The organism is Actinomadura sp. 9N215, assembly GCF_044326345.1.
GTDB lineage: Bacteria > Actinomycetota > Actinomycetes > Streptosporangiales > Streptosporangiaceae > Spirillospora.
On record NZ_JBIRBA010000004.1, the window covers coordinates 24,233 to 37,493 of the forward strand.

Sequence of the window (13,261 nt, forward strand, 5' to 3'; positions counted from 1 at the left end):
CGTGCGACGATCGCATGGTCACGGGGGTGGGGGATCGCATGGCCACGGGGAAGGGTTCGATGTGGAGACGGCGCGGGACGTTCTCACGGCACTGGCACGGCGCTACGCGTTCGGGGACCTCGAAGCACTGATCACGCAGGGCACGCTCGTCCCGGACGCGCGCGCCGGCGACGTCGCGGCCCTGTGCGCGTTCGGGCAGCGCGTCCTCGACCTGGACGCCGAGGACTTCGGCATGCCCGAGGCCGTCGGCGACGTCCCGCGCGACCTCCTCGACCGGGCCCGCGCCAGCCGCATGCCGCAGGCCCCTCGGGAACATCCCCGCGGGGCGCTCGCCAGCCTCCGGCCCGCCTACCGCCTCCTGCTGGAGGTGATCGCGATCCGCTGGCACCGGCGCGACATGGCGGCGCTGGTCGCGGCCGTCCACATCGCGGGCGAGTACCTGCCGATGCTGGCCTGGGAGCCCGTCCTCGGCCACGCCGGCGACCCCGCCCTCATCGGGGCGTCGGTGGAGGGCGAGGGCAGCCGGTTCGGGGTGCCGGTCGAGCCCGGCTCGGCCCGCAGGTGCGACCACACCCGTCCGGAACGTTCCGCCTGCGAGCGGACGCTCCGCGTGTCCAGGGAGCCGCCGTCCGGTTGGCAGACCTATCTCGACCGCCAGCACAGCCAGGTCGCCGCCGCGCTCGGCGACTGCGCGGCCCGCTGCCGCACCCCGTGCACGGTCATGACCCGGCTAGACGACCTCGTCCGCGCCGAGCTGACCGAGCGCTGCAAGCTCGCCGCCGACTTCACCGACGGCGCACTGGTCAAGCTCCGGCACGCCGCTCCGGTCGGGCACGGCTTCGGCGTCCCGTCCCCGGAGGAGGTGCAGAAGGCCTGGGCCCGCGCCCGCAGGTCGCTGTCGCACCAGCCGCTGGGCAAGTCGGCCCTCGCGGGCGCCGACGACGACGCCTACCCGCTGCCCGGGCTGCCCGCGCTCTTCTCCGCGATCGCGGCGGACGACCTCCGCCCCGACACGCTGCTGCACGACGTGACGAAGCGGATCACGTCGACCCTCGTCTGAAGAGCCGCGGCGCCCCGCCCGCCTGGAGATCGTCCAGGAGGACGGGGACGCCATCCGCGCCGGCGAGCGGAATGCGCCAGTTGGGGTATTCGTCGGTGGTGCCCGGCTGGTTCTGGGTCCGGCGCTCGCCGACGGCGTCGGCCAGGGAGATGCCGATGAGGCGGGCCGGAGTCGTGGTCAGGAAGTCATGCAGGGCGGTCACGATGTCCTCGTCGTAGTCGGCGGAGCCCTCGGCCAGCGCCCGCATGATCTGGTCGGGCGGGGCGTCGAGCAGGTTCTCGTCGTGGAGCAGCGCCAGCCAGCCGGACAGCTGTCGGCGGTGGTCGTCCTCCTCCTCGGCGCGCGAGTGGGCGAGGAGGCCGAGACGGTCGCGCAGCCCGATGTGGTCGCCGTGGACGAACCCGGTGATCGTCGGCATGTCGTGCGAGCCGACCGTCGCGAGGGACAGTTCCCGCCATCGCTTCGCGGGCTTGGGACGTCCGTCCGCGCCGCGCTCGAACCAGAGCAGGGACGTGCCGAGGACGCCGTGGTCCGCCAGCGCCTCCCGGACCTCGGGTTCGACGGTGCCGAGGTCCTCGCCGACGACCACGCCGCCGAACCGCCGAGCCTCCCAGGTCAGGCAGGCGAGCAGGGCGTCGCGGTCCTGGCGGACGTAGGTGCCCTCGGCCGGGGACGCCCCCTCGGGGATCCACCAGAGCCGCGACACCTGCATCGCGTGGTCGAGGCGGACGCCGCCGCCGTGCCGCAGCGCGGACGCCGCCATCTCGCGGAACGGCCGGTAGTCCTCGACGCCGGAGTCGCGCCACCGCCACGGCTGGAGCCCCCAGTCCTGGCCGCGCTGGTTGAACTCGTCGGGCGGCGCGCCGACGCTGACGCCGTGCGCGAGCGAGCCGCCGAACACCCAGGCGTCCGCGCTGCCGTGCGGCGCGCCGACCGCCAGATCGTGGACGATCCCGACCGGCATTCCCGCGTCCTCGGCCGTCCGCTGGGCCGACGCGAGCTGCTCGTCCAGCCGCCACAGCAGCCACTCGTAGAACCGGGCGCGGACGTGGTACCCCATGTCGTCGGCGACGGCAGGGTTGCCGCGATTCCGCAGGTGGGCGGGCCAGCGCCGCCAGTCCGCCGTGCCCTGCTCCTCCGCGACGGCGCACCAGACGGTGAACGCCTCGGCCGCGTCGCCCTCGCGCCTGCGGAACTCGTCGAGCTCCGGTTCGCTGCGGTGGCCGCGCAGCCGGTACATCGCCTCGAAGGCCGCTAGCTTCGCCGTCCAGACCGCGTCCCGGTCGAGCGGTCCGCCGCGTGCGCGCAGGTCGGCGGCCATGGCGGCGAACCGCTCCCGGTCGGCGGGAGGCAGCGCCGCGTACTCCGGCATGTCCTCGACCCGGAGGTAGATCGGCGAGGGGAAGCGGCGGCTCATCGGCGCGTACGGGGACGGCCCGACCGGCGGGACGGGCTCCGTCGCGTGCAGCGGGTTGACCAGGACGAAGCCCGCGCCCAGCGCCCGCCCGCTCCACGCCGCGAGATCCGCCAGGTCGCGCAGGTCGCCGAGCCCCCAGGACGAGCTGGAACGCACCGAGTACAGCTGGGCCGTGAATCCCCACGTCCGGGGCGGTGGCGCGAGCGACGCCGGGGCCACAAGCAGCGCCGTGTCAACCGCCCGCTCTCCCCGCCGGGTGCGGCCCAGGCGCCCGTCCGGCGACCGGAACGTCCCCTCGGACGACCGCCGGACGCGGAGCCGATGCCAGCCGTCCGGCACGTCCGCGAGCTCTGCCAGCGGCCGGAACGCCGCCGCACCCGCACCCGGACGAGCATCGGCGCGCGGCGGCATCAGGACCTCCTCCGCGCCGACCTCGATCCACGCCTCGAAATGCTCACCCGGCCGCAGACGGCTCCGGAGCGCCGCCAAAACCCGATCGGTCACGGCACCGTCCGACCGCCGGACGATGAGGTTCGGCAGCCCAGAACGCCGCCGCTCCCCGTGGCGCTCCAGCGCGTCGCGGACGGCGGCCGGGGACGACACGTCCACGGCGAGCGCCCGCAGCACCGCGACCAGCGTGTCGCGGGAGACCGCCACCTCGCGCCCGCGCCAGTCCGCGTACCGGGTCGCCACCCCGTGCAGGCCCGCCAGCCTGGCCAGTTCGTCGTCTCCCACGTCTGCACCCATGCCCTGCGGCGGCGGGCTCACGCCGTCCAGATGTCCGGCTTGCGGCCGATCCAGGGGCGGGCCTCCTCCAGCTGCGCGGACAGCGAGATCAGCGTCCCCTCGCCGCCGAGCCGTCCCGCGAGCATGATCCCGATCGGCAGCCCGTCGTCGTTCCAGTGCAGCGGGACGTTCACCGCCGGCTGGCCGGAGATGTTGTACATCGCGCAGAACGGCGTGAAGCGCTTCTGCCGCTCGAAGTTCTCCTCGGGCTCCTGGTCGTGGAAGTACCCGACGGGCGCGGGCGGCTCGGCCAGCGTCGGATGCAGGATCGCGTCGAACTCGTCCATCACCGGGAACGCCGCCCGCAGCGCCCCCTGCAGCGCGGCATGGGCCTGGAACACCTGGGGCGCGGTCGTCGCCTCGCCGCGGGCGCGCAGCCAGCGGGTCAGCGGCTGGAGGAGATGCTCGTCGTCGTCCGCGACGGGCGTGATCGTCGCCATGACGCCCCAGAGCGTCTCGAAATGCGGGACGAGGTCGGGCCCGAACACCTGCGGCACGTCCACGACCTCGTGGCCCAGCTCCTCCAGCAGCTCGGACGCCGCCTCGTAGGCCGCCACGCAGTCGGGATGCACGACGGCGCCGGGCACGGCGGGCTCCCGGGTCCGCGCGATCCGCAGCCGTCCCGGCGGGCGCTCGGCGTACGACGCGAACGTCCCCTCGACCGGCGGCGCCGCGTACAGGTCGCCGGGCATGTGGCCCGCCATGACGTCCAGCAGGAGCGCCGCGTCGCGGACGGTCCGGGCGATGGGCCCGTTCGTGGACAGCCCGAAGAGGTCGGGGATGATCGGCCCCTGCGAGACCCGGCCGCGGGTCGGCTTGATCCCGAAGAGCCCGCACGCGCTGCTCGGGATCCGGATCGAGCCGCCGCCGTCGCTGCCCTGCGCGACCGGGGCCAGCCCGGACGCGACCGCGGCGGCCGCCCCGCCGCTGGAGCCCCCCGCCGACCTGGACAGGTCCCACGGCGTCCGGGCCGGGGGCGCGACGTCACCCTCCGTGTAGCACGGCAGCCCGAACTCGGGCGCCGAGGTCTTGCCGAGAAGCACGGACCCCGCCGCCCGCAGCCGGGTCACGACGTTGTCGTCCGCGAACCCGGTCAGCCCCGTGTACACGCCCGATCCGATGGTGAACCGGACGCCGTCCACCATGTTCAGGTCCTTGACCGGGACGGGGACGCCGTGCAGCGGCGGCAGGTCCGCGGGGTCGGCGGCGTCCCGCACGACCTTCTCCGCCTGCCGCGCCTCGTCCCTGGCGCGCTCGGCGGTGACGGTCACGTACGCGCCGACCTGCTCGTCGAGCCGTTCGATGCGGGCCAGGTAGTGGTCGGTGAGCTCGACCGGGGATACTTCCCCGGTGCGGACGGCCGCTGCCATCCGGGTGGCGCTGAGGTCATGGGTTTGTGTCACGAATCCGAACGCTAGACGCCGTGTGCGCGGGCATCAAAGAGGGCAGGCACGACTGCAGCGGCGAAAGGAGAAGATAACTGACGTACCCATCCCACACGTCAGTGAATCACCCACGGACGGCGACAAAACTATTAACCCGGCATGACTAGTCGCCAACCCCACGGATGATTACTGTGCGCACGGAGGATCATGCCCCCGATGGGAAAGGAATACGGAGCGTCACTCATGGCGATCATGGAGCGGGGCAACACGCACGGGGCCAGGGGCCAGCCCCAGTCGAAGGCAGCGGGACCGAACACAGCGGGTTCGGACGGAACGGGGTCGGAGGAAGCCCGTGAGCACCATCACCCATCTCCGGTGAAGGAGCGTCCCGAGGAGGGCACCGCCGCGGCGATGCTCGACGACCCGCGGACGCGCCGCTGGATCCAGCGCGCCGGCGCCGGCCTCGCCGCCGGCGTCGTCGTCTCCGTCCTGCTCGGCTGGCGGCTCGGCCTCACCGTCGCGGTCCTGGTGGTCGTCGCGGACTTCGTCCGCCGGTCCCGCAGGGACTCCACCGTCGCCGCCTGGCAGAAGTCCTCGGCCGCGGAACGGCGCACCGAGAAGCAGCTGAGGGCCCTGCAGCGCAGCGGGTACCTCGTGCTGCACGCCCGGGCCGTGCCGCGCGACGACGACGGCGTCAGCGACGGGCGGATCGACCACCTGGTGATCGGGCCGAGCGGCGTCTACGCCATCGACTCCGAGAAGTGGGACAAGCGCCTCCCCGTGCGCACCATGTCCCACCTCAAGCTCTTCCACGGCCCCTTCAACAAGAAGGACCGCCTGGACGAGGCCCGCTGGGAGGCCCAGATGGCGAGCAACATCCTCGCCGAGAAGGTCGGCTTCGAGGTGCCCGTGCAGCCCTCGGTGGCGATCTACGGGCCGTCCATCCCGTGGAAGGTCATGCGGGTCAGGGACGTCGACGTCTACGCGGGCAACCGGGCGCGGGCGTACCTGCGCCGCCGTCCGACGATCCTGACCGAGGGCGACGTCCAGCGCATCTTCCAGGCGGCCGAGGACGCCCTCCCGCCGAAGTACCCCGACTGAAATCGCGGGCGGCCCTCCTTCCCCGGGCCGCCCCGCAAACGCCCGACGACGGACCGTCCTCCAGCCCCCACCCACCACCATCCAAAGGACGAGCTCCGCTCGACGGTCCGTGAACCGGTGTACGCCCCGCACACCGGTGCGAAGGCCGGACACAACGGCACGGAAGCCGGGACGCCGCGTCCCGGCTTTCTTCATGCCCTCCGCCCGGTTGGTAGCATCGAGGGACACGGCCGGCCGCGGACGACCTCAGCCGGACCGGCGGCAGCGCCGCGATCCGCCGCTGCGAGCACAAGCGAAGCGACTCGCCCTCCGCCGCGCCGGACCACGCGCGGGGCCGGCGACCGCCGTCACGGCACGCCCCACGTTGGAGAGGTCACCCATATGCCACCGCTCAGGTCACGCACTGTCACCCACGGCAGGAACATGGCGGGCGCCCGCGCGCTCATGCGGGCCAGCGGCGTCGAACGCGACGACTTCGGCAAGCCGATCGTCGCGGTGGCCAACAGCTTCACCCAGTTCGTGCCGGGCCACGTCCACCTGGACGAGGTCGGCAAGGTCGTCGCGGGCGCCGTCCGGGAGGCCGGCGGCGTGCCCCGCGAGTTCAACACGATCGCGGTGGACGACGGCATCGCCATGGGCCACGACGGCATGCTGTACTCGCTGCCGTCCCGCGAGGTGATCGCCGACGCCATCGAGTACATGGTCAACGCGCACTGCGCCGACGCGCTCGTCTGCATCTCCAACTGCGACAAGATCACTCCAGGGATGATGCTGGCGGCACTGCGCCTGAACATCCCGACGGTCTTCGTGTCCGGCGGGCCGATGGAGGCGGGCAAGCCGGTCGAGGGCGTCATGGGCGGCAACAAGCTCGACCTGATCGACCCGATCATCGCGTCCGCCGACGCGTCGCTCTCCGAGGAGAAGCTCCTCGAAATGGAGGAGAGCGCCTGCCCGACCTGCGGGTCCTGCTCGGGCATGTTCACCGCGAACTCGATGAACTGCCTCACCGAGGCGATCGGTCTTGCGCTGCCGGGCAACGGGACCGTCCTCGCCACCCACACCGCCCGCCGCCGCCTCTACGAGGACGCGGGCCGCACCGTCGTGGACGTCGCCCGCCGCTACTACGACGGCGACGACGCGTCCGTCCTGCCGCTGAACATCGCCACCCGCGACGCGTTCGCGAACGCCATGGTCCTGGACGTGGCCATGGGCGGCTCCACCAACACGATCCTGCACCTGCTCGCCGCCGCGACCGAGGCCGGCGTCGACTTCGGGCTCTCCGACATCGACGAGTTGTCGCGCCGCGTCCCCTGCGTCTGCAAGCTCGCCCCCGCCACCGGCAAGTACCACGTCGAGGACTGCCACCGCGCCGGTGGCATCCCCGCCCTTCTCGGCGAACTGCACCGCGGCGGGCTGCTGCACGGCGCCGCGCACTCGATCCACTCCGCGTCGCTGGACGAGTTCGTCGCCAAGTGGGACGTCCGCTCCCCCGGCGTCCTGCCGGAGGCCGTGGAGCTGTTCCACGCGGCGCCCGGCGGCGTCCGGACCACGTCCGCGTTCAGCCAGAGCGCCCGCTGGGAGTCGCTCGACCTCGACCGCGAGAACGGCTGCATCCGCTCCGTCGAGCACGCCTACACCGCCGACGGCGGCCTCGCCGTCCTGCGCGGCAACATCGCCCCCGACGGCGCCATCGTCAAGACCGCCGGCGTGGACGAGGAACTGTGGACGTTCACCGGCCCCGCCGTCGTCTTCGAGTCGCAGGACGACGCCGTCGAGGGCATCCTCGGCGACAAGGTCAAGGCCGGGGACGTCGTCGTGATCCGCTACGAGGGCCCGAAGGGCGGCCCCGGCATGCAGGAGATGCTGTACCCGACGAGCTTCCTCAAGGGCCGCGGGCTCGGCAAGGCGTGCGCGCTGGTCACCGACGGGCGGTTCTCCGGCGGCACGTCCGGCCTGTCCATCGGGCACGCCTCCCCGGAGGCCGCGGGCGGCGGCATCATCGCCCTGGTCGAGGACGGCGACCGCGTGATCATCGACATTCCGAACCGGACGCTGGAGCTCGACGTCCCGTCCGACGAGCTGGAGATCCGGCGCGAGAAGCTCCTCGCCGACCTCGGCGGCTACCGCCCCCGCGACCGGCAACGTCCCGTCAGCGCCGCGCTCCGTGCCTACGCCGCCATGGCGACGTCGGCGTCCACCGGCGCGGCCCGCGACGTCTCCCAGCTCGACCGCCTCAACGGCTGACCGCTACCTCCGAGGTAATCGCCACCGTTCCCCCGGCGGGACCAGAGTGGGACATGCCCGACCACTCGCCGAAGGAGATCGCGATGACCGCCTACGCCCTCGCCCACCTGCTCCCGCAGCCGTCCGCCCACGACGACGTCTTCACGTACCTGGAGCGCATCCAGTCGACCTTCGAGCCGTTCGGGGGGCGCTTCCTCGTCCACGGAAGCCTTCCCGAGGTCCTGGAGGGCCCCTTCGAGGGCGCCTACGTGCTGGTCGAGTTCCCCGACATGGACAAGGCCCGCGCCTGGTACGAGTCGGACGACTACCAGGAGATCCTGCCCATGCGCACGGACCACATCGAAGGCACCGTCGTCCTCCTCCCCGGCGTCCCGGACGGCTACGACGCCGCCGCGACCGCCGAGAAGATGCGCGACGCGCAGGCCAGGGGCTAGGAGCAGCAGCCTCCGCCGCAGCAGCCGCCTCCGCCCGCGGGCTTCGGCGGCGCCGCGGCACCCCGCGACGTGCCGGTGACGGCGACCGTGGACAGAAGCTTGACCGTGTCGTCGTGGCCGTCCGGGCACCGAGCCGGATCGGACGCGTTGATCATCGGACGGGAGACCTCAAAGGTCGACCCGCAGGCGCGGCAACGATAGTCATAACGAGGCACGCCCCAAGGATACGACCTCAACCCCCGACCTTCTGAGCCTCGCCCCGGCAGATCGAACCTCACCCCCAGCGGGTTGAGCCTCGCCCCCGGCGGGTTGAGCCTCCCCCGACGGGTTGAGCCTCACCCCCGGCAGATCGAACCTCGCCCCCGGGCGGGTTGAGCCTCGCCCCCGGCGGGTTGAGCCTCACCCCCGGCACATCGAACCTCAGCCGGGGTCACGGGTCGTGCGGCCGTAGGCGCCCCGCGCCGGAGGTCGCACGACCCGACGAGCCGGGCGACCGCAGCGCCACGCAACAAACCCGCACGGTCACAACACACCCGCACCGTGGCGTGAGGATCGACCGGCTCGCAACGGGGGGTTCCAGGGGGTCGTCCCCCCTGGGCCAGCACAGTTCCAGGGGGTCGTCCCCCTGGGCTAAGCAGCCGGTTCGGACACGTAGGCGGCCCACTGGGGGTCGCCGTCGTGGATCAGGCCGATGAGGCGCCAGTGGGCGCCGCGCGGGACGCCGGGGGTGACGCTGAGCGTCCAGCCGAGCTCTTCGAGGAGGCGGTCGGCCTTGCGGTGGTTGCAGGTCATGCAGGACGCGACGCAGTTCTCCCAGACGTGCTTGCCGCCGCGGCTGCGCGGATGGACGTGGTCGATGGTCTCCGCGCGGTGGCCGCAGTAGACGCAGCGGAAGTTGTCGCGGCGCATCAGCGCGGCGCGGGTCAGCGGCACGCGGGTGCGGAACGGGATGCGCACGTAGCGGCGGAGGCGGATCACGGAGGGGACCTCGACCGTCATCGTCGCCGAATGGAGGACCGCGCCTGAGGTGTCGTGGTGGACGATCTCCGCCTTCTCCCGAAGCACGAGGCAGACCGCCCGCCGAAGCGGGAGCGTGGTGAGTGGTTCGTACGTCGCGTTCAGGAGGAGGACTTGTCGCATCTCAGACGCCCTCCACCGGGCCGTGCCGCTGTCTGTTCGCCTCGGCGGGCGCGCCTGGGCGCGCCTCGCACCGAGGCCCGATTATTGTCTCCGGTACCTGCGCACTCGCCATGAGGACCTCCCCGGGGCGAACCGACCAAATCAGTGTGGCGTCTGAGGGAGGCCGTCCGCTACCCCAATAATCCCCCTTCAGGGGGCCGGTCGAACGCAAACACGCGTTCGCGGCGGGTCGAAGTGTATGCGACGGGCAGTCCGGAACGGCCAATACAGTGCAACCTATGACGCCGTATCCGCCCGCGCAGCGCCAGGACATCGTCGAGGACATCCACGGTCACCGGGTCGCCGACCCGTACCGCTGGCTTGAGGACGCCGCCGGCGACGACACCAAGGCATGGCTCGCCGCGCAGGACAGGCTGTTCCACAAGGTCGCGGACGCGCTGCCGGGACGGGACGGCCTGCGGCGACGGCTCGGCGAGCTGCTCGGCGCGGGCAGCGTCGGATCGCCGGTGTGGCGGGGCGGACGGCGGTTCTTCACACGCCGCACCGCGGACCAGGAGCATCCCGTGCTGTACACGGTGGATCCGGACGGCTCCGAACGCGTCCTCGTCGACCCGATGGCCCTCGACCCGGACGGCACCACCACGCTGGACGGCTGGCAGCCCGACAAGGAGGGCCGCCGCCTCGCGTACAAGATCTCGACCGGCGGTGACGAGGAGTCCCTCCTGCACGTCATGGACGTAGCGACGGGCGAGCGCGTCGAGGGCCCGATCGACCGGGCGCGGTACTCGTCGATCGCCTGGCTGCCGGACGGCGAGGCCTACTACTACACCCGCCGGCTGCCCGCCCGGGACGTCCCGGAGGGCGAGGAGCAGTACCACCGGCGCGTCTACCTGCACCGCGTCGGCACCGAGCCCGACACCGACGACGTGCTGATCTTCGGCGAAGGGCTGGACAAGACCAACTACTACGGCGTCGGCGTCAGCCGGGACGGGCGCTGGCTCACGGTCTCCGCGTCGCAGGGCACCGCGCCGCGCAACGACCTGTGGATCGCCGACCTGTCCGCGTCGCCGCCCGAGGCGCCGGTCCTCCGCGCCGTCCAGGAGGGCGTGGACGCGAGCACCGGCCTGCGCGTGGGACGGGACGGCCGCGCCTACGTCTTCACCGACCGCGACGCGCCCCGCTCTCGTCTCTGCGTCGCCGACCCCGCCGACCCGTCCTACGAGAACTGGCGCGACCTCGTCCCGCAGGACCCGGAGGCCGTCCTCACCGACTTCGCGATCCTCGACGATCTCGACCGTCCCGTCCTCCTCGCCGGGTGGACGCGGCACGCGATCAGCGAGATCACCGTCCACGACCTGGAGACCGGGGCGCGGCTCGGGACCGTGCCCACTCCCGGGCTGGGTTCGATCGGCGGGATCGTCGAGCGGCCCGAGGGCGGCCACGAGGCGTGGTTCGGCTACACCGACGACGTCACCCCGTCGTCGGTCATGCGCTACGACGCCCGGACCGGCGAGACCGTCCTGTGGGCGTCCGCGCCCGGCACGGTCGAGGTCCCGGAGATCGAGACCCGCCAGATCGTCTACACGTCCCTGGACGGGACCGAGGTCAGGATGCTCGTCGCGTCGCGTCCCGGCCTCTCCGGCCCGCGCCCCGCCGTCCTGTACGGGTACGGCGGGTTCAACATCTCGCTCGCGCCGGCCTACTCGGCGAGCATCCTCGCCTGGGTGGAGGCGGGCGGCGTGTACGCGGTCGCGAACCTGCGCGGCGGGTCCGAGGAGGGCGAGGAGTGGCACCGCGCCGGGATGCGCGACCGCAAGCAGAACGTGTTCGACGACTTCCACGCCGCCGCCGAGAAGCTCATCTCCGACGGCCTGACGACGCCGTCCCAGCTCGCGATCTCCGGCGGCTCCAACGGCGGCCTGCTGGTCGGCGCGGCGCTCACCCAGCGCCCCGACCTGTACCGCGCGGTGGTGTGCTCGGCCCCGCTCCTGGACATGGCCAGGTACGAGCGGTTCGGCCTGGGCCAGACCTGGAACGACGAGTACGGGACGGCCGACGACCCCGAGGAGTTCGGCTGGCTCATCGGCTACTCCCCGTACCACAACGTCCACGCGGGCACCGCCTACCCGGCGGTCCTGTTCACGACGTTCGGCAGCGACACCCGCGTCGACCCGCTGCACGCCCGCAAGATGTGCGCCGCGCTGCAGCACGCCACCGCGTCGGACGCGCCCGTCCTGCTCCGCAACGAGTCGGAGGTCGGCCACGCCACCCGCTCGGTGAGCCGCTCGATCGACCTGATGGCCGACACGCTCGCGTTCATGGCCGCCCAGACGGGCCTCGGCCTCCCGGACGAGTTGACGCGTGATCTAATAGCCGGGTGACAACCGAGCGGAGCTCGTCCGTTGAATGGTGGCGGGTGGGGGCTGGAGGACGGGGATGACGGACGTCCCCTCCACCATGGACCGTGTCCTCGCCCTGCTCCGCGACCCGCCCGCAGAGCCCGACACCTCGGCGGGCTACCTCGACCTGCTCGGACCGTCCGCGAAGCCGTCCCCGTCGCTCGCCCAGTCGGTCATGCAGTCGACGTTCCTCCCCCAGATCTACGAGCGGGTGTGGCGGCCCATCGGCTTCAACCTCGCCAAGGGCTGGCCCATCGGCCCGGACACCGCCACCGAGCACGCCATGGCCCGCGACTACACCGCAATCCGCCAGCACCGCTACCCCTTGATGCAACTAGTCGGAGCCCAACGCCCCTGAACCGGAAAGGGCCGCAGGCCCGCACCCACCTCAACCTGGGCATAACCGGCACCACAACCGCGCAGACCGCAACCACCGCCGCAACCCCGCAACAACCAAAACCATCGCGATCGCGTCCGAAGGCAGGTTTCGAGCGAAGCGAGAAACCTGATCGCGCAGCGAGCCGCAAGGCGAGCCGGAGCGATGCCAGCGATCGCACAGCGTTTCTCGACGATGGAGGGCCCCCAGGGCCCGAAGGAGGAGAGAAATGCAATAAACACCGCCCCGAGCCGCGGGTGTCCGCTGGGCCGCGCCACCGGCGGACGGGCCCGCGGCTCGGGTGCCTTCAGCGGAGCTGTTTCTCCAGGTAGATGTTGACGATGCCGCCGATGGTCTCGCGGCGGGTCTCCGTCCAGCCGAACTTGCCGTAGAGGGCCAGGGCGGGGCCCTGGAGTTCGGTGGTGTCGGCGCGCAGGACGCGGTAGCCGTATTCCACGGCGCGTTGTTCGAGGGCCTGGACGACGGCGGTGCCGTAGCCGCGGCGCTGCACGGAGGGCAGGACGCGGAGCCGCACCATCTCGACGGCGTCGAGGGCCGGGGTGCCGGGGGCGTAGCCGCCGAACGCGCGGGCCCGGCCGCCGGGGACGAGGTCGGCGCGGCGCAGCCCGCCCATGGCGACGATGCGGCCGTCGAGCTCCCCGACGAGGAACTCGCCGTCGTTGCGGAGGTAGATGTCCTCCATGCGGAAGAAGTCGTGGTCGTAGTAGACGCCGTCGCCGGGGCGCAGGCCGACCTGGGCAAGGCCTTCGCGGTGCAGGGCGAGGACGGTGTCGTGGTCGGCGCCGCCGTAGCGGCGCAGGCGGACCTCGCCGAAGCTCCACACGGGGGGCTCGTCCTTGAGCCGGACGAGGACGCGGGCGGGGTGGTCCTGCCAGGGCGTGCCGTCAGGGGTGCCCAT

The 13,261-nt window shown here is 72.5% G+C and carries 11 protein-coding genes; 6 read left to right on the forward strand and 5 right to left on the reverse strand.

Annotated features, from left to right (window positions below; genetic code table 11):
* Positions 1-61 precede the first annotated feature (61 nt).
* Entirely contained in the window at positions 62-1,060 is a 999-nt protein-coding gene (locus ACH34T_RS08375; RefSeq protein ID WP_395991419.1) for a hypothetical protein, read from the forward strand.
* On the opposite strand, the gene malQ is transcribed toward ACH34T_RS08375, so the two are convergent.
* Complete coding sequence (gene malQ / locus ACH34T_RS08380) at positions 1,041-3,212, reverse strand: 4-alpha-glucanotransferase (RefSeq protein ID WP_395991420.1); 2,172 nt, start codon at positions 3,210-3,212, stop codon at positions 1,041-1,043. The two genes, ACH34T_RS08375 and malQ, sit on opposite strands and share 20 nt — an antisense overlap.
* Positions 3,213-3,241: 29 nt before the next feature.
* Positions 3,242-4,666 (reverse strand): amidase, encoded by a 1,425-nt coding sequence (locus ACH34T_RS08385; protein WP_395991421.1) that lies wholly within the window; start codon positions 4,664-4,666, stop codon positions 3,242-3,244.
* Positions 4,667-5,023: 357 nt separating this feature from the next.
* Here ACH34T_RS08385 and ACH34T_RS08390 point away from each other — a divergent pair, with 357 nt between their 5' ends.
* From ACH34T_RS08390 to ACH34T_RS08400, 3 genes are all read left to right on the forward strand, one after another.
* Positions 5,024-5,749 (forward strand): nuclease-related domain-containing protein, encoded by a 726-nt coding sequence (locus ACH34T_RS08390; protein WP_395991422.1) that lies wholly within the window; start codon positions 5,024-5,026, stop codon positions 5,747-5,749.
* A gap of 381 nt (positions 5,750-6,130) precedes the next feature.
* Positions 6,131-7,993, forward strand: coding sequence for a dihydroxy-acid dehydratase (ilvD, locus tag ACH34T_RS08395; RefSeq protein WP_395991423.1), 1,863 nt, complete (start codon positions 6,131-6,133; stop codon positions 7,991-7,993).
* Between the two features lie 83 nt (positions 7,994-8,076).
* Complete coding sequence (locus tag ACH34T_RS08400) at positions 8,077-8,427, forward strand: DUF1330 domain-containing protein (protein ID WP_395991424.1); 351 nt, start codon at positions 8,077-8,079, stop codon at positions 8,425-8,427.
* On the opposite strand, the gene ACH34T_RS08405 is transcribed toward ACH34T_RS08400, so the two are convergent.
* Both ACH34T_RS08405 and ACH34T_RS08410 read right to left on the reverse strand, forming a co-directional pair.
* Positions 8,424-8,642: a zinc ribbon domain-containing protein gene (locus tag ACH34T_RS08405; protein WP_395991425.1), complete on the reverse strand. Its 219-nt coding sequence runs from the start codon at positions 8,640-8,642 to the stop codon at positions 8,424-8,426. The two genes, ACH34T_RS08400 and ACH34T_RS08405, sit on opposite strands and share 4 nt — an antisense overlap.
* A 415-nt stretch (positions 8,643-9,057) precedes the next feature.
* A complete protein-coding gene (locus ACH34T_RS08410) occupies positions 9,058-9,567 on the reverse strand; it encodes an HNH endonuclease (protein WP_328366665.1) in 510 nt (169 codons plus the stop codon).
* Between the two features lie 278 nt (positions 9,568-9,845).
* Between ACH34T_RS08410 and ACH34T_RS08415 the strand changes: the two genes are divergently transcribed.
* Both ACH34T_RS08415 and ACH34T_RS08420 read left to right on the forward strand, forming a co-directional pair.
* The gene (locus ACH34T_RS08415) at positions 9,846-11,948 is read left to right on the forward strand and encodes a prolyl oligopeptidase family protein (RefSeq protein ID WP_395991426.1); all 2,103 of its coding nucleotides are present in this window, start codon (positions 9,846-9,848) and stop codon (positions 11,946-11,948) included.
* 55 nt (positions 11,949-12,003) lie between these two features.
* Complete coding sequence (locus ACH34T_RS08420) at positions 12,004-12,324, forward strand: hypothetical protein (protein WP_395991427.1); 321 nt, start codon at positions 12,004-12,006, stop codon at positions 12,322-12,324.
* Between the two features lie 325 nt (positions 12,325-12,649).
* Here ACH34T_RS08420 and ACH34T_RS08425 read toward each other — a convergent pair whose 3' ends face one another.
* Entirely contained in the window at positions 12,650-13,261 is a 612-nt protein-coding gene (locus tag ACH34T_RS08425) for a GNAT family N-acetyltransferase (RefSeq protein ID WP_395991428.1), read from the reverse strand.

Coding starts and splice junctions, on each gene's coding strand:
- ilvD (WP_395991423.1), top strand. CDS start 6,131: ATGCCACCGCTCAGGTCACGCACTGTCACCCACGGCAGGAACATGGCG.
- ACH34T_RS08410 (WP_328366665.1), bottom strand. CDS start 9,567: ATGCGACAAGTCCTCCTCCTGAACGCGACGTACGAACCACTCACCACG.
- ACH34T_RS08400 (WP_395991424.1), top strand. CDS start 8,077: ATGACCGCCTACGCCCTCGCCCACCTGCTCCCGCAGCCGTCCGCCCAC.
- ACH34T_RS08425 (WP_395991428.1), bottom strand. CDS start 13,261: ATGGGCACCCCTGACGGCACGCCCTGGCAGGACCACCCCGCCCGCGTC.
- ACH34T_RS08415 (WP_395991426.1), top strand. CDS start 9,846: ATGACGCCGTATCCGCCCGCGCAGCGCCAGGACATCGTCGAGGACATC.
- ACH34T_RS08420 (WP_395991427.1), top strand. CDS start 12,004: ATGACGGACGTCCCCTCCACCATGGACCGTGTCCTCGCCCTGCTCCGC.